Origin of the sequence: Actinocrinis sp., assembly GCF_035650855.1 — a bacterium.
In the GTDB taxonomy this organism is placed as follows: domain Bacteria; phylum Actinomycetota; class Actinomycetes; order Streptomycetales; family Catenulisporaceae; genus Actinocrinis.
Genome location: NZ_DASRGV010000213.1, coordinates 1 through 24,404 on the forward strand (window position 1 = coordinate 1; position 24,404 = coordinate 24,404).

A 24,404-nucleotide genomic window follows, 5' to 3' on the forward strand; every position below is an offset into this window, starting at 1 on the left:
CGCAGGGATCGGTCGGTGGGGCGGAGGTGCGGGAGGCGGGAAATGGGCTAGCGGACGAGGACCGCCCGAGCGGGATGGCCGCCCTGGCGGATCGGGTCGGCCGGGCGGCACGTCCAGCCGAGCGAGACGGGCAGCCGAGACGGACCGGACCGGCCGAGCGGGACGGGACCGGCCGAGCGGGACGGGACCGGCCGAGCGGGACGGGACCGGCGCGGTGCGCGCCGCGGTGCAGTCCCGTCCCGGTGTGCGGCTAGCCGAGCGCGGAGGCCCACTTGGCGGTGACGGTGTTCTGGGCGTTCGTCAGCTGCGTCGCGCTCGGGAACTGCGGCGTGCCGGTCACCTTCGGCAGGTTCGCCAGGTCGGCGGAGTCGAGGGTGCTCGCGGACTGCATCGCCGTGAACTCGGCCGGGCGGGCGTAGCCGCCCATGAAGTCGTTCTGGCCGGTGGTGGAGTACAGGTACTCCTCCCACAGCCGCGCGGCGGCCGGGTGCGGGGCGAACTTGTTGACGGCCTGGTCGTAGTAGGCCGAGTAGAGTCCGTCGCTCGGCACGGTGACGGTCAGGTCGATGCCCTTGGCCTTGAGGTCGGCGGCGTACTGGGAGTTGTTGAACTCCCAGTCGATGGAGATCGGGGTGGAGCCCTGCTCGATGGTCGACTCGGTCGAGTGCGTCGCGTTGAACACGCCGAGCGACTTGAGCTTGGCGAAGAAGTCGATGCCGGGCTGGATGTTGTCCAGGGTGCCGCCGGTGGCGAGGGCGGCCGCCCATACCGCGCTGAAGGCGGCGTTGGCGCTGGTCGGGTCGCCGTTGATGGCGACCTTGCCCTTGTACGCGGCGGCGTTCGCGGGGTTGGCCAGGTCGGCGAAGGTCTTGGGGCAGGAGGCGCCGGAGATCTTGGAGGCGTCGCAGGCGATGGTGATGTAGCCTCCGTAGTCGCCGTACCAGGCGCCGTTGGCGTCCTTGAGCGAGTCGGGGATGTCGGCCCAGGTCTGCACCTTGTACGGGGCGAACAGGCTGACGTAGGGCAGCGCGTGCGAGTTGCCGACGTCGACCACGTCGGGCGCGGAGGACAGGCCCTTCTGGTGCTGCAGGGCGTTGATCTCGTCGCCGCTGGAGCCGTCCGGGTTGGCGTCGGTGATCTTGATGCCGTACTTCTTGGTGAAGTCGTCCATGATCTTGCCGTAGTTCGCCCAGGTGCGCGGCAGCGTGATGACGTTGAGCTGCCCCTCCTTCTTCGCGGCGGCGACCAGGGCGTCGAGGCCGCCGCCGGCCGAGGCGGAGGTCGCCTTGGACCAGTCGGCGGCGGATCCGCCGGAGGAGGCGGCCGGGGCCGAGTTCCCGCAGGCGGTGGCCGCGAGTGCGAGGCCCGCGGCGAGCGACGCGAGCTTGGCGATGCGATTCATGGTCGGGTGCCCTATCAGTCGGGTGCGGTGGTGAACGTGGAGTGCAGCGGGTTGAGCGGTGCGGGCGCTTCGTCGGGCCCGGTGAGCACAGCGGGGAGCCGAGCCGCGCTGTCGGACGGGTGCGCCGCGCCGGGCGTGGGGCCGGGTGCGGCGAGCAGGGCGGGGAGGTTGGCGATGCTGTCGAGCAGGTGTGTGGCGCCGGCTTCGGTGAGGCGGTCGCGGTCGTGGGCGCCGGTCAGGACGCCTGCGACGATCGGGGCGCCGGCGGACAGGCCGCAGCGGATGTCGCCGGCGGTGTCTCCGGCCACGGCGACGCGGGCGGGGTCGCCGTCGGCGAGGCCGGCGGCCGCGGCGAGGACGAGGTCGGGGTGCGGGCGGCCGCGTCCGCCGACGTCCTGCGGGGTGAGGGAGAGGTCGATCAGGGTGCGCCAGCCGAGGTGCTCGAGCAGCGCGTCGGCGGTGGCGCGGGAGAATCCGGTGGTCAGCGCGATGCGGACGCCGCGCTCGCGCAGGGACTCCATGGCCTGGACGGCGCCGGGGACCGGGGCGGCGCGGTCGATTCCGCGGGCGTAGGCGGCCTCGAAGGCGCGGTTGGCGTGCTGTGCGCGCTGCTCGTCGCCGGGGAACAGCGCGCGGAACACGGTGATCTTCGATTCGCCCATGGTGGCGAGGACGTACTCGGTCATCCGGCCGCGTTCGGCCTCGCCGATGACGCCGAGTGCGTCGAGCGCGCCGTGGAACGCGGCGAGCACGGTGCCGCCGTCGGCCACGGTCGTGCCGGCCATGTCGAGGCAGGCGAGGGTGATCCGGCTCATCTCAGGCACCGGGTTCCGCCGCGGCGAAGGTTTCTTCGGCGATCGCCGGGGAGCAGGTCATGCCGCGTCCTCCGGGGGCGGTGACCGCGATGACGCCGGGGCGCACGGTGGAGCGGTGGTAGAGGGCGCCGTCGGTTGTCTCGCAGTAGACGCCGGCCCAGCGGCGCACGACCGGGGGCAGGGTTCTGCCGAGCAGCGCTTGGGCGACGTCGCGCAGGTGGCCGTAGGGCGCTTCGTCGAGCGCGAAGTCGAAGGGCTCGTCGTACGCGTGGGTGTCGCCGATGGTCAGGCCGCCGTCGGCGCGCTGCACCATGAGCAGCTGCATGCGGTGCTCGGCGGCGATCGGGCGCTGCGCGGGCAGCTCTTCGAGTCCGGCGTCGCGGTACGCCGGGTAGTAGCGCAGCGAGTCGGCGTCGGCGACCGCGGTGGTCAGTTCCTCGCCGAGCGGCGCGGTCTGCATCATCTGCAGGCGGCAGCGGCGGATCGCGGCCGAGGAGAGGTGCCGGCCGGCGATCGCGGTCAGCGCCGCGCCGGGCGTCAGGACGACCAGGTCGCCGGTGTGCCACACGCCGGTGTGGTCGCGCACCCCGGCGTCGCGCAGCTCGACGGCCTGACGGCCCGGCAGGTAGGTGTATCCGGGGTCGGATGACAGGTGGGCGCGGATCGCGCCGAGCACCTGTGCGGGTTCGACGGAGCCGTCGCGGTGGCACAGCAGCCCGCCGAGCAGGTCGCCGCGAAGCGCCGGGTTCGCCTTGCGTACGCCTTCGGCGTCGAGCAGTTCGAAGCCGCGCTCGGCCGCCTGGGCCGACTGCGCGGCGCGCTCGCAGACCGCGAACTCCGGCTCGGTGCGCGCGAGGGTCAGCGAGCCGCGCGGACGGAACCCGACCGCGGGTACCCGCTGCGCGATGTCGGCCCACAGGTCGCGGGCGCGCTGGGCGAGGGCGAGCTCGGGTCCCGCGGCGCGGCCGGAGACCCACACGAGGCCGAAGTTGCGCACCGAGGCGCCGCGCGGGCCGGCCTCCCGTTCCAGGTGCACGACCTGAAGGCCGCGCTCCCGGGCGGCGAGTGCATGCATCGTCCCGAGCACGCCGCCGCCCACGACGACGATCCGCGCTGCGCTGGGTGTCGATCCGGCCACGCTGCGTTCTTCCGTTCCCCGAACCTGTCTGGACAAGTCGAAGTAAGCACGGCCTCGGTGACCGAGCGGTTAACGGGATGCGAGTCGCCGCAGTCGCGGCGCGCAACAACGCGCGTCACCTGCCGCTGACCGCCGGATCCGGGTGCTGTTCCGGATACTGGCGCCCTTGCCCGGGCCCGCCGCGGCCGCGTTATGATCGCCGCACTCCAGCGCGCAGCGGTGCACCGAGGCGGCGCGGTCAGGCAGCGGCGTCAGCAGAGAGGAGGGGGTGCGGGGTGTCCGCGCGGTACCAGCAGATCGCCGCCGAGTTGCGCCTCGCCGTCGACCGGGGCGAGTACCCGATCGGTTCGGCGCTGCCGTCCGAGGGCGAGCTGGTGCTGCGGTACGGGGTGGCGCGCGGGACAGTGCGGCAGGCGGTAGCGATGCTGGAGCAGGACGGGGTGGTCGCGCACCGCCAGGGCGCGCGCCGCATCGTCGTCGGGCCGGTGCCCACCCAGAGCTTCAGCGAGATGCAGAGCTTTTCGATGTGGGCGGTCAGCCAGGGCCACGTCCCCTCCGCGCGGGTGCTGCGCGCGCAGATCCGGCGCGTGGCGCACGCGGACGCCGAGCGGTTGGGCGCCCCGCTGGGCGAGGAGGTGCTCGACCTGCAGCGGGTGCGGCTGCTGGACGGCGCGCCGGTCATGGTGGAGCGCACGCTGTACGCGGGCCTCGTCGCGCGGCTCGTGCTGGCGATGGACCTGACCACCGGATCGATCACCGAGCGGCTGACCGAGCGCGGGTTCGTCTACGCGCACGCCGACCACCGGATCGACGCGGTCAGCGCGGGCGTCGCGGAGGCCGGGCTGCTCGGCGTGCGGCGCGGCAGTGCGCTGCTTCGCCAGCGCCGGGTGACCACCTCGCCGACGGGGGTCGCGCTCGAGTGGTCGGACGATCGTTACCGCGCCGACGCCGTGACCATCAGCGTGCGCAATTCCATGTCCGCGAACACGCTCGCGCGGCTGTCCGCGCGCGGGCCGGCGCCGGCGCGCACCGTCCAGGCGGCCGAGCGGCCGCGTTGAGGCTGTTGTCTTAGGCGGGTAGCAGCGGGGTGGTCCAGTCGAGTTGCCGCAGCAGGTCGTCGTGCGGCGCGGGCGCGCCTTGCGGGGATGGCCGTCGTCCGGCGGTCAGCTGCGCGCTGGCCAGGATGTTGTGCTCGACCCTGGGGCGGCGCGCACGCTCGTAGGCGGCCAGTGCGGCGGCCGGGGCGGGGGCGTCGCGTAAGCGCCTTGGCCAGCACGACGGCGTCCTCGAGCGCCATCGAGGCGCCCTGTCCGGTCGCCGGGGACGCGGCATGGGCGGCGTCGCCGATGATCAGCGCCCGCCCGGTGCGCCACGCGATGCCGACGGGCAGGTCGCAGGCGTTGGTGACCATCAACTGATCACCGGTGGCCTGCACGATGTCCGCGGCCGGTGTCGCGTCGGGGCGCAGCACGGGGACGAGCCGCTCGCGCCACTGCCCGGGTGCGGTCGCGGCGATCTCGTCGGCGGGCGCCGGCGGGCCGGGGACGCGGGCGAACCAGAAGGTCTCGCCGTCGGGCGAGCATGCGTAGCCGAAGGCGGCGCCGCTCGCGCGGATCATGGTGATGTGGCCGCTGGGCTCGGGCGGCGCCTGGGTGGTGTAGCCGTAGAAGACCCGCTGGCCGGCGTATCTGGGTTCGATCGCGGCGGGGCCGAGCAGGGCCCTTACGGTCGAGTTGAGCCCGTCGGCTCCGATGAGCAGCGCCCCGGCGGCGCCGCTGCCGTCGGTGAACGTGGCGGTGACGCCGTCGTCGGTCTCGCTCAGCGCGCGCAGCCGTGCGGCGTGCTTGAGGGCGATGCCGCGGCGCTCGGTCTCCCGCTGCAGCGCGACGGCCAGGTCGGCGCGGCGCAGGCAGCGGTACCGGGTGCGCGGGTCCTCGTGCTCGCCGAGCGGGGCGTCGGCGACGGTGGCGCCGGACGCGTCGAGGACCCGCAGCCGGGTCAGGGGGAAGCCGGCGTCCGCGACGATCGAGGCTACGTCGATCTGCGCGAGCGCGCGCATGCCGTTGCTCGCCAGGGTCAGGAACGCCCCGAGGTCCTCGGCGCTCTCGGGATGCGCCTCGTAGACGACGGGTTCGAACCCTGCCTTGTGCAGCGCCAGCGCGGTGGCGCAGCCGGCGATGCCGCCGCCGATGATCAGGATGCGCATGCGCGCACGGTGTCGTGGAGCCGGCCGGCGTGCTCGCGCAGGGACAGCTCGAAGTCGCTCAAAGATCCTCCCGTGACGTACCGTCCCAGCCTAACGGCCGAGCGTGATCTGCGCGTGGGAGCGCAAGCCGGCGGCGGGTGTTCGAGCCCGAAGCAGCCGGCGAGGGTTAGGCGACGGCTTCGATGTAGATGGACTCGTCGCTGCGCATGCTGGTGTCCAGGTCCGCCACGTCGGCGCGCGCGCCGCTCCGGAAGCCGCACACGCTGATCTTCTCGGCGTCGAAGCCGGCCTCGCCGAGCACGAAGCGCAGCTCCTGCTCGTCGTAGATCCAGCGGTGCCCGAAGTGGTAGAAGATCTGGTTGACCATGAACGCGCGGCGCGCCGGCATCGGCGGGCCGACGCGCACCATGGCGAGCCTCCTGCGGTGCTTGGCGAAGAACCCGCCGCCGCCGTAGCCCTCGACGTACACGGCCAGGTCCGGCGTGGTCAGCCGCAGCAGTCCGCCGGGGGCCAGGACCCGTCGCACCTGCTTGAGCCAGCCGACCGCGACCGGCAGCGGCACGTGCTCGATCAGGTGCTCCGCGTAGACCCACTCCAGGCTGGCGTCGGCGAACGGCAGCGGCTGCGCGATGTCGAGTTCGGTGAACAGGCTCTCGCCGTCGACGCGGTACAGCGGGCCGCGCCGGGTGGCGAACGGGGCTTCGGCGCCGGCCTGCTCCTGCGGCAGCTCCTCTGACGCCGCGTCAGCCGAGCCGGGCTTGCGGGCCCGCACGCTCACCAGGTCGCTGGCCAGGCCCTGCGGGTGCTGGGTCTTGAACGCGGCGAACTCGATCCCGCTGATCCCGGCCGCGCGCAGTGCGGCCCGCTCGCACGGGAGCGCGGGGGCGACGCGTTCGAGGGTGTCGAAGGTGGCGATGTTCGCGGTGAAGGACTCGAATCTGGCGTCCAGCGCGTCCGGGTCGTGCCAGTCCCAGCCCTCGAACGGGTTCTGCTCGGCGTGCATCTTTCCCCTTCAGCTGTTCGGGTCATGCGACGGTGACCGGGATCTGCTCGTAGCCGTGGAAGGTCATCAGGTCCAGCGTGCGCGGTTCGCCGGCGACGGCGAGCTTCGGGAAGCGGCGCAGCAGCCGGGGCAGGGCGAGCTGGATCTCCAGGCGGCTCAATGCGGCGCCGAGGCAGTAGTGCGGGCCGACCGAGAAGGACAGGGGGTGGTTGTCGGGCCGGTGCGGGTCGAACACGTCCGGCTCGGCGAAGCGGCGCGGGTCCCGGTTGGCCGCGCCGAGCAGCACCAGCACCTCGCCGCCGGCTGGCACCGGCACTCCCATGACCTCGGTGTCCTGCGCCGCCCATCGCACGCCGAACTGCACGGGCGTCTTGTAGCGCAGGACCTCCTCGACGTAGGCGGCGGCCAGCTCGGGCCGCTGCCGGAGTTCGGCGCGCAGCGCCGGGCGGCGGCACAGCAGCATCAGGCCGTTGCCGATCGAGTGGACGCTGGTGAGGAACCCGGCGTTGTAGAGCCCGATGAGGTTGGCCACCAGCTCCTCGTCGCCGATGTCGGCCGCGCCGCTTTGCTGCGCCTCGATCAGGGCGCTGATCAGGTCGTCGCGGGGTGCGGCGCGGCGTTCGGCGACGAGGTGCGCGAAGTAGGCGGTCAGCTCCCGCGCCGCCCGGTCGCCCTTGATCAGGTAGCGCCAGTTGTGCGGTCCGGGCTCCAGCACCAGGGAGAAGGGCTCGGAGCGGGCGGGGAACCAGCCGCGGTCCTGCTCGGGCACGCCCATCAGCTCGCCGATCACGTCGCTGGGCACCGGGTAGGCGAAGTGCGCCATGAAGTCGAGCCGCGCTCCCCCGGCGCCGAGCTGTTCCAGCCGGTCGAGCCGCCGATCGACGAGCCGGATGAGCGCGGGCTCCAGGGCGGCGATGCGGCGGGCGCTGAAGGCCTGCGCCAGCGGCCTGCGCAGCCGCGTGTGGTCCGGGGGGTTGAGGAAGAACACGGTGCGCTGCAGGGTCCGCAGCGAGGGGCGGCGGCGCCACAGCTCGCCCTGGCCGCCGGTGCGCTGATCGAGGTAGGCGTAGTCGAGCATCCGGAACACCGGGTCGCGCATCACGCGCTCGACGGCCTCGTAGCCGTGTACGACCGCCGAGTACCGGTCGACGGCGGGGTCGAGCGGGCAGGCCTGGCCCAGCTCGTGCAGCCGGGCGTAGAAGGGGTAGGGGTCCTTGCGCCCCTCGGGCGAGAAGAGGTCCGCCAGGGCGACCATGGTCTGCATCAATGCCTCACCGTGCCTGGGTCTGCCGCGGGCCGGGGGCGCCGGCGGGTACGTCGGTGCGCAGGTCCGGATCGCGGGCGGCTTGGATCGCGAGCGATTCCAGTTCGCGCGCGAGCTGCACCATCCGGGCCCTGGGCACGTACGCGGTGTCGGCCAGGACCAGCAGCCCGGTCGCGCCCGGCACGTCGTCGATGGTCACCATCAGCCGCTCGTTGAAGAACGGCAGCTCGGTCCAGCGCGGCGGGCTGGTGCGCGGCAGGGCGGCCTCGATCTCGCGCATGGTGACCGGGGCGCCGGCCGGGTCGGCGCGGTGCTGCGAGGGCCGGTCGTTGTAGTAGCACTTGAGGTCGACCACCCCGCCGCGGTCCCGGTTGACTGCGGCGACCAGGTCCTTCCATTTGGCGAAGTCGAAGTACGCGTGCTTGTAGGCCTTCATCGAGGCCTGACGGGAGCGCGCGATCGCCTCGGCCACGGTGGTCTCCGCGACGTCGACGACGAACAGGCCGGCCTGGCTGACGTTGCTGACGATCTCGGCGAACCCGGGCCGGAAGCGGTTGCTGACCACCATCTGCGCGACCACCGGGTTGATCCCGGCGATGCGCGCCACCCCGACCGCGAACACGCCGAGCAGCGCGGTGCTCACGTCGGTGCCCAGGCGCGCGGCGATCGCCCGCAGCGCGAGCAGCATCGCGGGCGAGTCCATGCGCACCTGGCCGTAGCGCCCGGGGCCGGAGTCCGCCGGGTCGGGTTCTACCGGGTCGGGGAAGCGGCGCATCGGGATCGCGCGCAGCAGGGCGTCCCAGTAGCGCAGGGACGCCTCGCTCTGGCGCAGCGCCGCGGGCGTGCGCTGCTGCGCGGCCAGCTGGAGCGGGTGCATGGCCGGCGGCGTGCCCGCCGCGCCGGTGTGCGGGTCGCGGCCGAGGTAGTCGCGGTACATGGTCATGGCGCCGACGGCGTCGGTCGCGAAGTGGCACAGCGCCATCACCAGGTGCGTGAGCGCGCCGCCGCGGCGGATCAGCGTCATCTTGATGGGGAACTCGCGTTCGTAGTCGAACGGGGCGTCCTGCTGCCAGGCGGCCAGCTTCGCCGCGGCCTGCGCGGGATCCTCGTGCGCGGGCACGTCGAGGATGCGCAGCGGGATCTCCCCCGAAGCGACGACCTCCTGCAGGGGCAGCGCGCCGGGCACCAGCCGCAGCCGGGTGCGCATCGACTGGAAGCGGCTCGCGTAGAAGGACAGTTCGTCGGCGTAGTCCTGCACGCGCGCCCCGGCGGGCAGCTCGCGCACGGCGCACATGTTCATCGGCGAGCCGAGCTCCTGGACGGCGTTCCAGATGTGCTGCTGCCCCCAGGTCAGTGCGTCGACGCCGCAGCCCTCCCCGGCGAAAGGCACCATCACCACCTCGGCCGCCGCGGCCACGCCGGTCACCTGCGCGGTCTCTGTCACGTCGACTCCAGTTCCCGCGCGGGCCGCGGCCCGCGGCTCTCGGCCTCGATGAACCGCGCGAGCCGGGCCACCGCCTCCCGGATGCGCTGCGGTGTCAGGGCGCTGAAAGCCAGCCGGATCTCGTGCTCCCCGCCGCCCTCGGGGTGGAAGTAGGACATGGGCGTCCACAGCACGCCGAAGTCCCGGGCGCAGCGGGCCAGCGCGGCCTCGTCCGCGCGGAACGGCACCCGCATGCGCAGGAAGAAGCCGCCGGACGGCGCGTTCCAGCCGACGCGCGAGGCGGCGCGGCGGTGGGCCGGGAAGTGCCGTTCGAGCTCTTCGAGCAGCACGTCGAGGTTCCCCCGGTAGTGCTCCGCGGCCTGGGCGTTCGCGTCGGACAGCCGCCCGTCGCAGGCCAGCAGCAGGCCGGCCACCGCCGCCTGGCTCAGCGTCGCGGTGTTCACCGTCACCATGCTCTTGATCTTGGCCAGTTCGGCGGCGAGCAGGCCGCTGGACCCGTCCGGGTCGGTGACCACCTGGTCCGCGACCACGTAGCCCAGGCGCGCCCCGGGGAACGCCGACTTCGCGTAGGACCCGAGGTGCACCACGCGGCGGGCTCGGTCGAGGCTCTTGAGCGTGGGCAGCCGCCGGCCGGCGCTGACGAGGCGGTAGGGGCTGTCCTCGATGAGCAGCAGGTCGTGGCGGGCGGCGAGGTCGAGCAGCGCGCGGCGCGCCGGCAGGGACAGGGTGGCGCCGGAGGGGTTGGAGTGGTCCGGCACCAGGTAGAGCGCGCGCGGGCGCCGTCCGCTCGCCCGCTGGGCGAGGATCGCGGCCTGCACGTCCTCGGCGGCCAGGCCGTCGTCCCGCTCCCGGACGGCGGCGAAGGTGATGCCCAGCAGCTTGGCCGCGCCGATGATGCCGACGTAGCAGGGCGTCGCGACCAGCAGGACGTCCTCGGGGTCGGCGAACAGCGCGCGCAGGGTCAGCAGCATGCCTTCCTGGGCGCCCACCGTCACCACGATCGATTCCGGGGCCGCGTCGATCGCCTCGTCGCGGGCGAGCGAGTCGGCGATCAGCTCTCTGATCTGGGCCTGGCCCGCTGCCGGACCGTACTGGTAGAGGGCGGCGCGGATCTGGTCGGCGCCCAGGCCGCGCGCCGCGAGGTGGGCGAGGTAGCCGCGGATGTGCTCGAAGACCCGCTCGAGGTCGAAGGAGCCCTCGTGCGGCCGCCCGGGTGCGAAGGACAGGGCGTCCGGGAAGCGGTCGGTGACCTCGTTGAGGAACGCCATCGAGTCCAGGTCGGGATCGCAGAGGCTGGCGTGTAGTTGCGCCTTCGCCAGGTCGGCCCCGGCAGGCGGGTGCGCCGGCCGGGAGCGGTCTCGGGGGTGCTCGCGGACGCGCGGCGCGGCACGAGGCGGCGCGGCGGGTGGCGCGATCGCAGCGACGGGAGCGGAGAGCAGGTCGGGTCCGGCTTGCGCCACGGTCGCGATCCCGCACAGCGTCATCGCCTCGCGCAGCTCCCGCTTGAGGATCTCCAGCGCAGCGAGGGCGCCGTCGTAGCCGGCGACGGCCAGGGCGTGCAGCAGCGGACGACCCGTCAGCACCGCGTCCGCGCCGAGCGCGAGCGCCGCGAGGATGTCGGTGCCGCGCCGGATCCCGCCGTCGACCAGCACCGGGCAGGCGCCGGCGACCGCGGCGGCGACCGCGGGCAGGGCGTGCAGCGCGGCCGGTGCGCCGTCCAGCTGGCGGCCGCCGTGGTTGGACACGATGAGCGCGTCCACGCCCTCGGCGACGGCCCGCTCGGCGTCGCGCGCGCACAGCACGCCCTTGAGCACGATCGGCAGGGCGCTGAGAGAGCGCAGCCAGCCGATCACGCTCCAGTCGAGCCAGGGGTCGAACTCGGCCAGCGCGTGGGCCGCCGGGTCCGCGGCGTCCAGGCCGGGCAGGTTCGCCGGGCGCACGCCCGCCGGCAGCCGGAAGCCGTTGCGCAGGTCGCGCAGGCGGGAACCGAGCACCGGCGCGTCGACGGTCAGCACCAGCGCTTCGACGCCGCACTGCTCGGCCCGCCCGATCAGGTCCCTGACCCGGGTGCGCTCGCGCAGGCAGTACAGCTGCAACCACAGCGGCGAGCCCGCGAGCGGCGCGATTTCGGTCAGGGAGCGGCCGGCGAACATGCTCAGCACGGTCGGCAGCCCGGCGGTGGCGGCCGCACGGACCGTGGCCAGCTCGCCGTCCGGGTGCGCGAGCGTGTGGTACGCCATCGGCGCGACGGCGAGCGGCGCCGCCCACGTGCGGCCCAGGACGCTGACCGTGGTGTCGGCCGGGCCCGAGCCGGTCAGCACGCGCGGGACGAGCCGCACGGCGTCGAAGGCGGCGAGGTTCGCGGCCAGCGTGCGCTCCTGTCCGGCGCCGCCGTCGATGTAGTCCCACGTGTGCGGATCCATGCGCTGCTCGGCGAGCCGGGCGATCTCGCGCAGCGTCGGGCCGAGCGCGGGATCGGGACCCTTCGCCGGGGCCGGGGCCGGGGCCGGGGACGGCGCGGGGCGCGGGGGCTGATCGGCGGCGGCTCGCGACGTCACGGGCCCGTCCGTGTCAATGCTCGTCATCGCGCGGCGGCTCCGTCGCCCTTCGCGACCGGTCCGCGGCCGGGCCGGGGGCGGCGCACGTCAGGACTCCCGCAGCGAGCGGCCGGTCTTGGTCAGGAACACGTCGTCGAGCGTCGGGCGGTGCAGCTCGATGGTGGACAGCTCGATGCCGGCGCCCTCCAGCGTCCGCATCACCTGCGGGATCGCCGTCTGCCCGGCCTCGACGGTCAGCCGCAGCTCGTCGTCGTCGCGGGCCTCGACCGAGCGCAGGTACGGCTGGCCGGCCAGCAGCTGCGCGGCCTTCCGCGCCGCGCCGGCCAGCCCGACGGTGACCACGTCGCCGGAGATCGCCCGCTTGAGCGCGTCCGGGGTGTCCTCGGCCACGACCTCGCCGTGGTCGATGATCGCGATCCGGTCGCACAGGGCGTCGGCCTCGTCCAGGTAGTGCGTGGTCAGGAAGACCGTCATGCCCTCGTCGCGCAGCTTGCGCACCAGCTCCCACATGTGCGCGCGGCTCTGCGGGTCCAGCCCCGAGGTGGGCTCGTCCAGGAACAGCACCTTGGGCCGGTGCACGACGCCGAGCGCGATGTCCACGCGGCGGCGCTGCCCGCCGGAGTAGGTCTTGCAGTTGCGGTCGCCGTACTCGGCCAGGTCGAAGGAGTCCAGCGCGGCCGCGGCCCGCTCCTGCGCCTCGGCCTTGCCGATGCCGTGCATGCGCGCCTGCAGCACGAGTTCCTGGCGGGCGGTCACATCGTCCCAGGTGCCGCCGCCCTGCGCGACGTAGCCGATGTGCCGGCGCACCCGCGCCGGCTCGGTGCGCAGGTCCGCGCCCGCCACCCGGGCCTCCCCGTCGTCGGGCGGCAGCAGGGTGGCGAACATCCGCAGGGTGGTGCTCTTGCCGGCGCCGTTCGGGCCGAGGAACCCGAAGATCTCGCCCTCGGCCACTTTCAGGTCCACCCCGGCCACGGCCTCGACCACGCTGGTCTTGCGGCGGCGCTTGGTGCGGAACGACTTGCGCAGGCCCTTGGCCTCGATCACAGCACTCCTCCTTCGCTCGGCGCGTCCGGCTGCGGCCCGGTCGGGGTCACGGTCTGGGTCGTGGGCGCGGTCGGGGTCACGGGCGCGCTCACCGCACGGACCGGGTGAACAGGCGTGCCGACCAGGCCAGGGCGACCACGGCGATGCCCGCCATGATCGCGATGCTCTGCCAGACCACGGCGTCGGCGGCGTGCCCGGCGAACAGCGCCCGCATCCCGGAGACCGCCCAGCTGAACGGGTTCCAGTCGGCCACCCGGCGCAGCCACAGCGGGGCCAGCGCGATCGGCAGCAGCGTGCCGGACAGCAGCATCAGCGGCTGCGCCAGGTTGTTGATGACCTGGCCGAGCACCCCCGCGTTGCTGATCTTCAGGGCGATGCCGTAGGAGATCGCCGAGCTGGTCAGCGAGATCAGGGCGAGCAGCGCGTAGGCGAGCAGCAGGTCCCCGACGCGCACCAGCAGCCCGAGCGGCAGGGAGAGCAGGATGATGATGGCCGCCTGGATCGCGAGGGTGACCACGTCCCGCAGCGCCCGGCCGAGCAGCAGCGCCACCCGGCTGACCGGGGTGACTCTGGCGCGCTCGATCACGCCGGAGCTGAGCTCGGCCAGCAGCCCGAAGCCGACGTACAGGCCGCCGCCGAGCGCGAGCGCGACCAGCATGCCCGGGATGTAGATGCGGTAGGCGGCGGCCATCGACCCGTTGTCGAGGGAGGAGAGCGCGGGCTTGAGCAGCGGCGCGAACAGCGCCATGTACACCACCGGCTGCGCCACGCCCAGGAACACCCACAGCGGCGAGCGGACCATCAGCAGCAGATGCCGCTGGAAGACGATCCACACGTCACGCGACACCTTCATATGCCACCTCGCGTTCTACCGGCGGGACGGTTCGGGTCAGGGCCTCGAGCAGGCGGGCGGCCTGCGCGGCGCCGCCGGCCTCGCGGAATGAATCGCGCACGCACAGCGCCGCCGCGCGGTAGGAGGGATCGTCGAGCACTGCGACGAGCGCTTCGCGCAGCGCCTGCGGCCCGCTGCGGGCGAAGCGCACCCGCACGCCCGCGCCGGCCGCGGCGACCTGCGCCGCGTTGATCGGCTGGTCGCCCTTGATGGGGGCGATGACCAGGGGCACGCCGTGCGCCAGGGCCTCGCACACGGTGTTCAGGCCGCCGTGGCTGACCACCGCGTCCAGGCGCGGCATCAGCTCGAGCATCGGGACCTGGCGCACCGCCAGCACGTGCCCGGGCGGATCGGGGATCGCGTAGTGCGGCGCGACGACGATCGCCTGGAGCCGCTCGCCGAGGGGTTCGAGCGCCTGCGTCATCCGCCGGTAGAAGCCCTCGGCCAGGTCCATGGAGAGCGTGCCCATGGTGATCAGCACGTGTTTGCGGCCGGGGTCGAGCCAGTGCCAGGGGAATTCGTCGCCTGCGGCGCGCGGTCCGAGCGCGGGGCCGACGAACGCGGCGCCGCGCAGCCACGGCAGCTGCTCGGGGGCCTCTGGTTGGCGGCCGTGCGCTGCGGGTGCGCCGACCAGCGCGGTGCCGGTGAACGCGATCAGCAGGTGCGGTGAGAAGCACAGGTCGTGCGGCGGCCGGCCGGGCAGGCCGGCCTCGGTCCACAGCTCCTCGAGCAGGCCGAGGATCCAGGACTCCACCTTCGGCAGCGCCCGGTAGGGGCGGGTCAGCTCCATCGTGGTCGGCGCGAGGCTGGCCCACGGCAGGGCTCTGCGATGGGCGATCAGCGCGCCGGCCACGGCGTGCTGGTCCACCGCCAGGGCGTCCGGGCGGAAGGCCTGCACGGCCTGGTCGATGCCGCGCAGCGTGGTGCGGGCGTGCGGCACGATGTATCCGGCCCACCGCGACCTGACCGCGGCCATGCCCAGCTCGCCCTGGCCGCCGCGATGCGCGCGCAGTGGGATCGGGTGCACGCGCGCCTGCGGCCCGACCAGCGGGCGCAGGAAGCGTTCGGAGCCCGCCCAGGTCACCTCGTGGCCGCGCGCCTCGAGCTGCCTGGCGACCGCGGCGATCGGCAGCGCGTGGCCCATCAGCGGCAGCGTGACGAAGAGGTACCTGCTCACCGGCGCCCCCCGGCGGTGCGCGCGGCGACGTAGGCGGCCGCGTCGGCGAGGGTGAACTCGATGATCTGATCCAGCGCCAGGCCCGCCACGTGCGCGACCAGGTCCACCTGCTCGCCGTAGCGGCGGGCCAGCGCCTCGCCGAGCTCGGCCAGCTCGATGCTCTCCAGCAGCAGGTCCGCGTCCAGGCGGGTGTGCGGGCCGAGGGCCGCCAGCCACTGCTCGTCCTCGCCGGTGACCTCCCGCAGCAGCGCGGCGATCTGCGCGACCAGCGGGCCGTCCGCCGCGCCCGGCCCGGTGAGCGTCGTCGTGTCCTGCGATCCGCCGAGTGTCACGGGCGCGCCGCCGGTTCGGCTTCGGGCTGCGGCTTCACGGCGCGTACCGCGCCGTACGTCATGGCGCCGGTCTCGAAGCCTTTGAGCATCAGCGGGCCGGCGTAGAAGAACCCGAGCACGTCGACGCCGCGGTCGCGGGCCAGTTCGCGCATCGCCCGCGGGCCCTCGACCCTCGGCACCAGCGCGAAGGCCGGATCCCAGGAGTTGGCCACCGCCGCCGTCCAGTCCACCGCGGCGACGCGCTCGAACCCGGCCGCGGCCGCCAGCCGCTCGTGCTGCGGCAGCGAGGAGAAGCTCGGCATGACCTGGTGCCGCAGGATCTGCTTGACCAGCGCGTCCTCCTCCGCGCTCAGCTCCCCCTCGCGCACCGCCCAGGTCGCGATCGCCAGCACGCCGCCCGGCCGCAGCAGCCGCAGCGCCTCGGCGAAGAACGCCGCCCGGTCCGCGATGTGCATCAGGCTCTCCAGCGCCCAGATCGCGTCGAAGCACTCGTCTGGATATCCGGTGCGCAGCGCGTCCGCCTGGTGGAAGCGGGCCCGTCCGTCGAGTCCCGCGTCGCGTGCCTTCTGGCGCGCGCGCTCGACCTGGGCCGCGCTGAGCGTGACCCCGTCCACCGTGCAGCCCAGGCTCCCGGCCAGGTACAGCGCGGAGCCGCCGATTCCGCAGCCGACGTCCAGCACGTGCGCCCCGGCGCCGATGCCGGCGAACGCGACCAGCTCCCGCACCAGGCGGTCGGTCGCGGCGCGCCGGTCCGCGCCCTCGGCGCCCGGGGCCTCGCCGGGGTCCCAGTATCCGTGGTGGACGTGCTCGCCCCACAGATCCTCGTACAGATCAAGGGTCGTGTCGTAATAACGCTCCACCGCCGCGTTGAGCCCGGACGGCGCGGCGGAGGCGGGCGCGGCGCTCATGTCGACATCCACGGCGGCGAGTCTCCTGAAGATCCCCTGGAAGAATGCATTCGGAAATGGCTTTTCCGGGAGCACGGGAAAAGAGGCCGCGCTCCCCGGGAAATGAGCAGGCCGAACGCGGCCGCTTATTCGGCAGGCCGTCAAATCAGCCACTTGATGCGACCGCGGCGACGCTGGCGGCGCGGCGGCCGTGAAACTTACATTTACCTCGGATAACCAGCGAAGACATGGTATATACCAATCTCAGCTGGCGTAAAGACCGAATCTCCAGAGCTTGTGATCTGAGAAGGATTCGGCATACTGGCAGCTCAGACAAGGTAGTGCCTTGCCTTAGACCACCTACGTGCTGACCCCTCGCCAACACGATGACGAACATTAAATCAGTGCTGTCGGTCAGCGACGAGGTTGCCACGAGTGACTTCTTCCGTCAATTCCCCAATCCGTTCCAAGAAGCGGACCCTGTCATCCAGGTCGTGACCTGGGCAAAGAAAACCGATCAGACACAGGGTCTTGCGGCGCCCCAAATCCTGTGATGAGAATGGCGCCGAACGGGGGGTTGGCCACCGCTGAACCCCCGTCACCTCGCCGGTCCGACAAAGGGCCGGCTCCAGCCCGCCGACCGCTCACAACGGCGGGCACCCGCGACAGCACGCGCCGGGCCCGGTACGCCGGGCCTTTTGCACTCTGCGCCCAGCGCGCCGCACAACGCACCGCCATCAGGCAACACAGGCAACTTAGCCAAACGGCTCAAGACCGCGCCCGGTCTCAGTTCGCCATGCACCGGAGCGCGAAGGGGGAAGGTGTCTCGTGATCGACGGCGCGCACCCGCCGCTGGATCCAGGCTGGGTCGACGACGTGCTGCTGGCCGGCCGCCCGGCCGACCCCTGCCTCGACCTCGGCGCCCCGGTCACCCGACAGGCGCTCCGCGCACTCGTCGCCGACCAGCAGGCGGCACTCACCGCCGCTGGCCTGCGCGAGCGCGGCGTGGCCGCCCTGTGCCTCCCACCCTCCCTCACGTTCATCAGCACCCTGCTCGCGACATGGCGCATCGGCGCCCAGGCCATCCTGCTCGACCACCGGCTGACCCCCTACGAGGTGGACCGCGCGCTCACCCGACTAGCGCCCCAGGTCGTCGTCCGCGCGAAACAGGCACCCGACGGCGCGCTGCGCGGATACGCCCAGGTCGACGCAGAGGTCTCCGCCCGCCCCGGCCTGCCCGCCGCCGGACCGCACGCACTCGTCCAACTCAGCTCCGGCTCCACCGGCCCCTCCAAGGTCATCGGCCGCACCGCCGCCGACCTCATCGCCGAGATCGACCGGTACCGGCAGATCGACGGAGTACCGCGCGAAGGCGAACGCATCGTGTCGCTGGCCTCGATGGTCCACGTCCTGGGACTGGTCGGCGGCCTGCTCTACGGCCTGAGCGCCGGCGTACAGCTCGCGATCCCGCCACGCATGACACCGCACGGCATCCTCGACACCGTGGCCGCCAGCCGCGAGCCCACCACGCTGCTGGGCGTCCCCTTCCACATCGAACTACTCGCCTCCGTGGCCGAACCGCCGCCGCTGCCGCAGCTGACCGGGATGACCACCGGCGGCGAGCTGGTCCGCACCGGAGTGTACGAGTCCTTCGTCAACCGCTACGGCGTCCGGCTGGGCAACATGTACGGCATGACCGAGGCCGGCGTCATCGCCACCGACCTGTTCGGAGCCGGCCGCCCCGCCCTGCGCCCCGCACCCGGCCTGACCGTCCGCGAGCGCGACGGCGAACTGCACCTCGCGATGCAAAACTCCCCCTACCTCGGCGACACCGACCCCGCCCGCTGGTCCGACGGCTGGCTGCACACCCGCGACGCGGGCTCGGTCGACGCCGACACCGGCCTCGTGCGAGTCCTCGGCCGCCGCGACTCACAGGTCTCCGTCGGCGGACTCAAAGTCGACCTCACCGAGGTCGAGCACACGCTCGCCGACCTACCCGAAGTCGAAGGCGCGGTCGTCGTGTTCGACAAAGCCGTCGAGGCGTACATCATGCTGCGCACACCAGACGCCGAGACCCGCGTCAGGGAACTGCTGGCCCAGCGCCTCGCCGCGTACAAGCGACCCCGCGTCCTGCACATCGTCGACCAATTGCCGCGCACGGCGACCGGGAAGCTCGTGCGAGATCACAGCGTGCTGCGCGGCGCGAGGCAAGACCGCGAGGCCGCGCTGAACCTCACCCGCTGAGCACTCCATCGGGCCGCCCGCCCGCCAACGCAGCAGCCGACCAAGCCCGCGATCCGGGTCCGGTCGGCTCCGCGGGCGGCTGCCTCATCCCGCACCGCCGCCGCCCCCGCCCTCCCCCACCGCAGAAAGGACGCCTCCGAGATGACCGACGACGAAATCCGCGCGTTCATCATCCAGTCGCTCAGCGCGATGAACTACGACATCACCGACGTAGACGCCGACACCCTGCTCGGCCCGGCCGGAGCCGATCTCGAGTCGCTCGCACTGGCCGAGCTCTCCGTGCGGGTCGAGGACCAGTACGGCGTCCGGTTCGACGACGACGAGGCCGAGAAGCTCGTCGCGATGACCATCGGCGAGTTCGCACGGGCCGTGGCGCAGCGCGTCGAATCCGCGTCGGCGGCAGGGCGCTGAACGTGTCCGGCTTCCCTGAGCGCGCCGAGCTTCTCACCATGCTCGCGGCCTTCGGCGACCGCAGGCCCGAGCAGGTGCCGGAGAACATCGACTCGATGGAGCTGGCCTGGCTCATCCATCAGGTCGAGGAGCGCTACGGGCGGCGAATCGACCTCGACGATGCGGCACTGGCCCGCATGACGAGCGTCTCCGGCGCGGCCGAGGTGCTGCGCGACCACGTTTTCGAGGCGGCCGATGACTGACGCGATCGCCCTCGCCGATCCTCCGGTCGCACGGCGCGGCGCCGAGCCCGTCGTGATCACCGCGGCCGCCGTCTCCAGCGCGTTCGGGCGCGGAGTCGCACCGCTGCTCTCGGCGGCGCTCGAAGGCACACCCGGCTTCGAGACCGTGCGCCGCTTCGACGTCGCGGACCGGCGAGTCGGCGTCGCGGCGACGCTACCGGGATCACCCACGCTCGGCGACGAACTGGACCAGGTCATCCACGAGGCCTGCGACGAAGCCGGACTCTCCTCCGGCCGGCGCGCGCAGTGCCCGCTCTATCTCGCAGTGCACGGCGATCCAGACCTGCCACGAACGCAGGGCGCCGAGGCCAACGAGCACAGCGCGGCCGCCTTCGCACGATCAGTGGCAAAGCGCGCAGGACTGTCAACCGAAGCAGCCCGCGCATACACCTCCGCATGCGTCGCTGCCAGCACAGCAGTCGCCGACGCCGCAGCCGCCGTAGCCCGCGGACGCGTCAGCAGCGTCGTGATCGCAGCCGGTTACCTCGTCGATCCGGATCAATTCGCCCTCTTCGACGCAGGACGCGCACTCGCCCCCGACGGCCGAGTGCGGCCGTTCAGCGCGCGGCGCGGCGGACTGCTGCTCGGCGACGGCGTAGGCGCGCTCGTGGTCGAATCCACCTCGTCCGCCCAACGCCGCGGCGCCAAGATCCTCGCCAGACTCGCCGGGTGGGGCCGGGCCGGGGACGCCTACCACGTCTGCCGACCACGCCCCGACGGCGCCGGCCTCGCGCGGGCGATCACAGCGGCCATGCAGCGCGCCGCCATCCGCCCCGAGGCGATCGACTACGTCAACGCACACGGCTCAGGCACCGAACACAGCGACGCGGCCGAAGCTGCCGCACTGCACCTGGCGCTCGGCGAATCCGCCGCGACAATGCCGGTCAGCTCCACCAAATCAGTGCACGGCCAGGCGCTCGAAGCAGGCGCACTGATCGAGCTGATCGTGACGGTCCACGCACTGCGCGCCGGGCGCCTTCCGGTCAACGCCGGCTACCTCGGTCCAGACGAAGCCTGCCGGCTGAACCTCGTGCTCGAAACCGGACAAGAACGCCCGATCGACTACGCCCTCAGCATCAACAGCGCGTTCGGCGGAGCGAACACCGCACTGCTGGTAGGTGCACCGTGATGCCGCTGCACACCCCGAGCGCCGTGATGCCGGCCGAGGCAACCGACCCGGTCGGTGACGTGCCCCCAGTCCGCATCCTGCCGTCTCAGACTTCTGCGACAACGTTGGCAGACCGGGCGCAGGCAGCCGGCCTCGCCGTGCTCGCGGCCTCGGCCTGGCCCGAGTCTCCCGCCGACACCGCGCCACCCGCGGTCGCCGGATTCGTGAACTCCTCCTTCAGCCCGATGGCCGCGGAGGTGGCGCGGCGCTGCCTTCATCGGCGAGCGACCATCACCACGAACGCGGCCGAAGCCGCGTCGCCCTGCACTGCGGTCATCATCGCCAGCGCCCTCGGCGACCTGGCAAGCGCCCGACACGTAGCGCAAGCCGTCGACGCCGGAGTCCGGATCGGCCCGCTGCTGTTTTTTCAATGCGTGCCGAACGCAGTAGCGGGTCACGTTGCTGCCCAATTAGGACTTGTTGGGCCTGTTATCTCTGTCGGTGACGAGCGATCCGGGCTGGACGCCGCCGGACTGCTGATCGAGGACGCGGACGCCGACCAGGTGCTGCTGATCCGGGTCGAGCAGGCGGCCGCCGCGCACGACCGTGACCGCGCCGAGGCGGTCCTGCTCGCGGCCGGCGCCGCGACGCACGAGAGGAGTCGGACATGAGCGAGCGCAGCGTTGACGGTCGCGGTGTTGACGATCGCGGCGTTCGCCACCGCAATGTTCACGGCCGCGGCGTGGTGATCACCGGCATGGGGCTCGTGACGCCGGTCGGCGAGAGCGCCGACGCGATCATGTCGGCGATGTGCGAGGGCCGGTCGGGACTGAGCCGCCCGCCACAGGACCACCCGCTGGCCGAGTGCCTTGAGGTCGCGGGTTTCGCGCCGCCGATCGACCCGACCAGCGTGCTGCCGCCGCCCGAAACCCGCGTGGTGGACCGGTATGTCGTGATGGCGCTCAAGGCCGCCGCCGACGCGCTGGCCGACGCGGGACTCGTCGTGGGCCGCGATGCCGACCCGTTCCGGACCGCGGTGATCGTCTCCGGCACCGGAGGACTGGCCACCCTCGAGGACCAGGTGGTCACGCGCACGCAGCGCGGGCGCCTCGGCGTCAGCCCGTATCTGCTGCCCGGCATGCTGCCCAACATGGGCGCGGCCCGCATCGCCATCAAGTACGGAATCCGCGGCTACAGCTCGTCGATCGGCACCGCCTGCGCGGCCGGCGCCCAGTCGATCGGCGAGGCGACGCGGCTGCTGCGCGCCGGAGAGGCCGACGTGGTCGTCTGCGGGTGCAGCGAAGCCCCGCTGTTCCCGACCCTGGCCGACACCTTCTCCAATGCGCGGGCCCTGGCCCGCGGCTGGGCGCACGACCCGACCGCGGCGAGCCGCCCCTTCGACCGGCGGCGGGCCGGCCTCGTCCTCGGCGAGGGAGCCGGCATCTTCGTCCTCGAACGCGCGGAGCACGCGGACGCACGCGGAGCGGCCGCCTACGCGGACATCGTGGGCTGGGGCGCCACCAACGACGCGCACCATCCCACGATGCCGGACCCCGAGGGCGGCGGCGCCGCCGAATGCATCCGCCGGGCACTGGCCGACGCGCACATCGCGCCCGGCGACGTGGGCTACCTCAACGCGCACGGTACGAGCACGAAGCTCGGCGACGTGGCCGAGGCCCGCGCGATCCGCGCCGCGTTCGGCGCACACCTGCCGCCGGTCAGCTCCACGAAAGCGGTCACCGGGCACATGCTCGGCGCCTCCGGGGTCGCCGAGGCCGCGGTCACCGTGCTGGCGCTGCGCCGCGGGCTGCTGCCGCCGACGCAGAACCTCGACGACCCGGATCCGGACTGCGACCTCGACCACATCCGCAAGGCGCCGCGCCAGGCGCAGGCCGGCTACGCCCTGTCGAACTCGTTCGGCTTCGGCGGCCACAACATCAGCCTCGTCTTCGGACCGCCGAGCACCCGGCTCGCCCGCGCGGTCTGACGCACCGCAAGCCATAAACCAGACCCCTCAGACCCGATCCGTGAAGTCCGTTCCGCGCCGCCACACCATGCGGCCGCCGGCGAAAGGAAGGTGAGCGAAGTGGACGTGCTCGCTGTCGACCACGTCGAATTCTTCGCGGGCGACGCCCGGCAGGCGGCCTTCGTGCTGTGCCGCGCGTTCGGCTTCCGCGTCCTCGGCCAGGGCGGCCCGGACACCGGCGCGCCGGGACGGCGCAGCCTGCTGGTCGGGCAGGGCGAGAGCAGGGTGCTGCTGACCTCCGGCCTGGCCGCGCACCATCCGGCCGCCGAGTACGTGGCCAGGCACGGCGACGGCGTCGCGACGATCGCCTTCCGGGTGGAGGACGCCGCGGCCTCGTACGCCGAGTCCGTCGCGGCCGGCGCGACGCCGCTGCAGCAGCCGCGGGTCTACGAGCACGACGGCGAACGGATCGTCACGGCCGTGGTCTCAGGCTTCGGCGACGTGGCGCACCGCCTGGTGGAGCGCAGCGGCCCCGGAGCCGGATTCCTGCCCGGCCTGGTGGAGAGCGCCGACGCGCCGGCGCCCGGCGCCCCGGACCTGCTCACCGCGATCGACCACGCCGCCTTCTGCGTGCCGGCCGGCGAGCTGGAGCCGACGGTGCACCACTACCGCAAGGTCTTCGGGTTCGAGCCGATCTTCGAGGAGTACGTCGAGGTCGGCGACCAGGGCATGTTCTCCCAGGTGGTGCAGAGCCCGTCCGGCGCGGTGACCTTCACCCTGATCGAGCCGGACGTGAGCCGCCGCCGGGGCCAGATCGACGACTTCCTTGCCTGGCACGGCGGCGCCGGGGTCCAGCACGTGGCGCTGAGCACCGACGACATCGCCGGGGCGGTGGACGCCTTCGCCGCCCGCGGCGCGGGGTTCGCGCCCACGCCCGCCGCCTACTACGAGCAGCTCGGCTCGCGGCTCGGCCCGATCGACATCCCGGTGCAGCGGCTCAGCTCGCGCGGGATCCTGGCCGACCGGGACCACTGGGGCCTGATGTACCAGATCTTCGCCAGGTCCATGCACGTGCGCAGCACCTTCTTCTGGGAGCTGATCGAACGGCACGGCGCGCGCACGTTCGGCACCAGCAACATCCCCGCGCTCTACGCGGCGAAGGAGCGGGAGCTCTCCGCCGTGCGCAACCCGGCGCCCACCGAAACGCGGAGGCCTGCGTGAGCATCTCGCCCATGTCCATCTCAACCGTGCCCATCTCAACCGTGCCCAGCTCAACCGCGTCCGTTCCCCCGCTCACCGAGGCGGAGCGCGAGCTGCTGCCCACCGACGACGAGGTGGCGCATTACGAGGAGCACGGCTGGTATCTGACCAAGAAGCTGCTGACCGACGAGGAGATCGACGAGCTGGTCGACGCGAGCGAGCGGTTTTACGCCGGCGCGCGCAGCAGGACCCTGCCGCTGCGGCCGCCGCGCCTGGCGTACTGGGAGCCGGGCGACGGCGCCGTGCAGCGGCACAACGACTACATCCACGTCGAGAGCGACCCGATCGCGCGGATCCTGCGCAAACCGCTGATCGGCGCGGTCGCGGCGCGGCTGGCCGCGACGCAGCGGATCCGGCTGTTCCAGTCCACGCTCATCCACAAGCCGCCGGTCGCCGACGAGCCGAGCAACATCGTGCCCTGGCACTTCGACAAGCACTACTGGGCGACCTGCGCCTCCGAGCGGATGCTGACCGCGTTCATCCCGTTCCACGACTGCGGCCCGCGCATGGGCACGATCACCATGATCGACGGCAGCCACCTGTGGAAGGAGATCGGCCGCGAGGACTCGATGACGAAGCACTTCGCGGATCGCGACAAGTCAGACCTCGAACGCGTCCTGGCCGAGAACGCGGCCTACAACAACGCGCAGGTCCGCAAGGTGCAGATGGAGATTCCCAAAGGACACATGAGTTTCCATCACTGCCGCACCTACCACGGCAGCGGGCCGAACCGCAGCGACCGGCCGCGCCGCGCCGTCTCGCTGCACCTGCAAGACGGGGACAACGAATACCGCCGGTTCGAGCTGAGCGACGGCGCCGCCGTGACGTACAACCACGACGCGCTGGTGCGCCGGCTGCCCGATGGCCGCCCCGACTACGCCGATCCCGAGTACTGCCCGGTGATCTGGAGCGACGGTACCCAAAACTTCACCACCGAACTCGGCGGCGCCGCGCTCGGCTGAGCCACGACCG

The 24,404-nt window shown here is 72.9% G+C and carries 21 protein-coding genes and 1 pseudogene; 9 read left to right on the forward strand and 13 right to left on the reverse strand.

Annotation, left to right across the window (positions count from 1 at the left end):
* Window positions 1-250 precede the first annotated feature (250 nt).
* From VFB40_RS15225 to VFB40_RS15235, 3 genes are read right to left on the reverse strand one after another with little or no spacing between them, the layout of a single operon-like run.
* A complete protein-coding gene (locus VFB40_RS15225; protein WP_324851187.1) occupies window positions 251-1,402 on the reverse strand; it encodes an ABC transporter substrate-binding protein in 1,152 nt (383 codons plus the stop codon).
* A 14-nt stretch (window positions 1,403-1,416) separates the two neighbouring features.
* Entirely contained in the window at window positions 1,417-2,217 is an 801-nt protein-coding gene (locus VFB40_RS15230) for an HAD family hydrolase (RefSeq protein WP_324851189.1), read from the reverse strand.
* 1 nt (window position 2,218) lies between these two features.
* The gene (locus VFB40_RS15235; protein ID WP_349261490.1) at window positions 2,219-3,325 is read right to left on the reverse strand and encodes a TIGR03364 family FAD-dependent oxidoreductase; all 1,107 of its coding nucleotides are present in this window, start codon (window positions 3,323-3,325) and stop codon (window positions 2,219-2,221) included.
* Between the two features lie 305 nt (window positions 3,326-3,630).
* Here VFB40_RS15235 and VFB40_RS15240 point away from each other — a divergent pair, with 305 nt between their 5' ends.
* Window positions 3,631-4,413, forward strand: a complete 783-nt coding sequence (locus VFB40_RS15240) for a GntR family transcriptional regulator (protein ID WP_349261488.1) — start codon at window positions 3,631-3,633, stop codon at window positions 4,411-4,413.
* Window positions 4,414-4,423: 10 nt separating this feature from the next.
* On the opposite strand, the pseudogene VFB40_RS15245 reads toward VFB40_RS15240, so the two are convergent.
* The 10 genes and pseudogenes from VFB40_RS15245 to VFB40_RS15290 form a co-directional block, all read right to left on the reverse strand.
* Window positions 4,424-5,561: pseudogene (locus tag VFB40_RS15245) on the reverse strand (FAD-dependent oxidoreductase).
* Between the two features lie 166 nt (window positions 5,562-5,727).
* Window positions 5,728-6,564: a class I SAM-dependent methyltransferase gene (locus VFB40_RS15250; protein ID WP_324851195.1), complete on the reverse strand. Its 837-nt coding sequence runs from the start codon at window positions 6,562-6,564 to the stop codon at window positions 5,728-5,730.
* Window positions 6,565-6,586: 22 nt separating this feature from the next.
* Window positions 6,587-7,828, reverse strand: coding sequence for a cytochrome P450 (locus VFB40_RS15255; protein ID WP_324851197.1), 1,242 nt, complete (start codon window positions 7,826-7,828; stop codon window positions 6,587-6,589).
* A gap of 7 nt (window positions 7,829-7,835) precedes the next feature.
* Complete coding sequence (locus VFB40_RS15260; protein WP_324851199.1) at window positions 7,836-9,272, reverse strand: condensation domain-containing protein; 1,437 nt, start codon at window positions 9,270-9,272, stop codon at window positions 7,836-7,838.
* A complete protein-coding gene (locus VFB40_RS15265; RefSeq protein ID WP_324851201.1) occupies window positions 9,269-11,857 on the reverse strand; it encodes an aminotransferase class I/II-fold pyridoxal phosphate-dependent enzyme in 2,589 nt (862 codons plus the stop codon). Before VFB40_RS15265 ends, VFB40_RS15260 begins: the two co-directional genes overlap by 4 nt.
* Before the next feature lie 60 nt (window positions 11,858-11,917).
* Window positions 11,918-12,874: an efflux ABC transporter ATPase subunit, DrrA-related gene (locus tag VFB40_RS15270; protein WP_324851203.1), complete on the reverse strand. Its 957-nt coding sequence runs from the start codon at window positions 12,872-12,874 to the stop codon at window positions 11,918-11,920.
* Window positions 12,875-12,962: 88 nt separating this feature from the next.
* On the reverse strand, window positions 12,963-13,727 hold the full coding sequence (locus VFB40_RS15275; RefSeq protein WP_324851205.1) for an ABC transporter permease: 765 nt from the start codon (window positions 13,725-13,727) through the stop codon (window positions 12,963-12,965).
* On the reverse strand, window positions 13,711-14,943 hold the full coding sequence (locus VFB40_RS15280; RefSeq protein ID WP_324851207.1) for a glycosyltransferase: 1,233 nt from the start codon (window positions 14,941-14,943) through the stop codon (window positions 13,711-13,713). Before VFB40_RS15280 ends, VFB40_RS15275 begins: the two co-directional genes overlap by 17 nt.
* Complete coding sequence (locus VFB40_RS15285; RefSeq protein ID WP_324851209.1) at window positions 14,940-15,275, reverse strand: acyl carrier protein; 336 nt, start codon at window positions 15,273-15,275, stop codon at window positions 14,940-14,942. The genes VFB40_RS15280 and VFB40_RS15285 overlap by 4 nt, the downstream gene beginning before the upstream one ends.
* Entirely contained in the window at window positions 15,272-16,195 is a 924-nt protein-coding gene (locus tag VFB40_RS15290) for a methyltransferase domain-containing protein (RefSeq protein ID WP_324851211.1), read from the reverse strand. Before VFB40_RS15290 ends, VFB40_RS15285 begins: the two co-directional genes overlap by 4 nt.
* Before the next feature lie 795 nt (window positions 16,196-16,990).
* Here VFB40_RS15290 and VFB40_RS15295 point away from each other — a divergent pair.
* The 8 genes from VFB40_RS15295 (at window position 16,991) to VFB40_RS15330 (ending at window position 24,394) form a co-directional block, all read left to right on the forward strand.
* Entirely contained in the window at window positions 16,991-18,406 is a 1,416-nt protein-coding gene (locus tag VFB40_RS15295; RefSeq protein ID WP_324851213.1) for a class I adenylate-forming enzyme family protein, read from the forward strand.
* 141 nt (window positions 18,407-18,547) lie between these two features.
* On the forward strand, window positions 18,548-18,817 hold the full coding sequence (locus VFB40_RS15300) for an acyl carrier protein (RefSeq protein ID WP_324851215.1): 270 nt from the start codon (window positions 18,548-18,550) through the stop codon (window positions 18,815-18,817).
* Between the two features lie 2 nt (window positions 18,818-18,819).
* Window positions 18,820-19,059, forward strand: a complete 240-nt coding sequence (locus VFB40_RS15305) for a hypothetical protein (protein WP_324851217.1) — start codon at window positions 18,820-18,822, stop codon at window positions 19,057-19,059.
* Window positions 19,052-20,227 carry a beta-ketoacyl synthase N-terminal-like domain-containing protein gene (locus VFB40_RS15310; RefSeq protein ID WP_324851219.1) on the forward strand — a complete coding sequence of 392 codons (1,176 nt, stop codon included), beginning with the start codon at window positions 19,052-19,054 and terminating at the stop codon, window positions 20,225-20,227. Before VFB40_RS15305 ends, VFB40_RS15310 begins: the two co-directional genes overlap by 8 nt.
* Window positions 20,227-20,877, forward strand: coding sequence for a beta-ketoacyl synthase N-terminal-like domain-containing protein (locus VFB40_RS15315; protein WP_324851221.1), 651 nt, complete (start codon window positions 20,227-20,229; stop codon window positions 20,875-20,877). Before VFB40_RS15310 ends, VFB40_RS15315 begins: the two co-directional genes overlap by 1 nt.
* A gap of 71 nt (window positions 20,878-20,948) precedes the next feature.
* Window positions 20,949-22,193, forward strand: coding sequence for a beta-ketoacyl-[acyl-carrier-protein] synthase family protein (locus VFB40_RS15320; protein ID WP_349261491.1), 1,245 nt, complete (start codon window positions 20,949-20,951; stop codon window positions 22,191-22,193).
* A gap of 99 nt (window positions 22,194-22,292) precedes the next feature.
* Window positions 22,293-23,393: a 4-hydroxyphenylpyruvate dioxygenase gene (gene hppD / locus VFB40_RS15325; RefSeq protein ID WP_324851225.1), complete on the forward strand. Its 1,101-nt coding sequence runs from the start codon at window positions 22,293-22,295 to the stop codon at window positions 23,391-23,393.
* 11 nt (window positions 23,394-23,404) lie between these two features.
* On the forward strand, window positions 23,405-24,394 hold the full coding sequence (locus tag VFB40_RS15330; protein WP_324851227.1) for a phytanoyl-CoA dioxygenase family protein: 990 nt from the start codon (window positions 23,405-23,407) through the stop codon (window positions 24,392-24,394).
* Window positions 24,395-24,404 lie beyond the last annotated feature (10 nt).

Bases quoted from the DNA above. Each gene is read 5' to 3' on its own strand.
- VFB40_RS15225 (WP_324851187.1), bottom strand. From the start codon at position 1,402: ATGAATCGCATCGCCAAGCTCGCGTCGCTCGCCGCGGGCCTCGCACTC.
- VFB40_RS15230 (WP_324851189.1), bottom strand. From the start codon at position 2,217: ATGAGCCGGATCACCCTCGCCTGCCTCGACATGGCCGGCACGACCGTG.
- VFB40_RS15250 (WP_324851195.1), bottom strand. From the start codon at position 6,564: ATGCACGCCGAGCAGAACCCGTTCGAGGGCTGGGACTGGCACGACCCG.
- VFB40_RS15255 (WP_324851197.1), bottom strand. From the start codon at position 7,828: ATGCAGACCATGGTCGCCCTGGCGGACCTCTTCTCGCCCGAGGGGCGC.
- VFB40_RS15265 (WP_324851201.1), bottom strand. From the start codon at position 11,857: ATGACGAGCATTGACACGGACGGGCCCGTGACGTCGCGAGCCGCCGCC.
- VFB40_RS15275 (WP_324851205.1), bottom strand. From the start codon at position 13,727: ATGAAGGTGTCGCGTGACGTGTGGATCGTCTTCCAGCGGCATCTGCTG.
- VFB40_RS15300 (WP_324851215.1), top strand. From the start codon at position 18,548: ATGACCGACGACGAAATCCGCGCGTTCATCATCCAGTCGCTCAGCGCG.
- VFB40_RS15310 (WP_324851219.1), top strand. From the start codon at position 19,052: ATGACTGACGCGATCGCCCTCGCCGATCCTCCGGTCGCACGGCGCGGC.
- VFB40_RS15315 (WP_324851221.1), top strand. From the start codon at position 20,227: ATGCCGCTGCACACCCCGAGCGCCGTGATGCCGGCCGAGGCAACCGAC.
- VFB40_RS15330 (WP_324851227.1), top strand. From the start codon at position 23,405: ATGTCCATCTCAACCGTGCCCATCTCAACCGTGCCCAGCTCAACCGCG.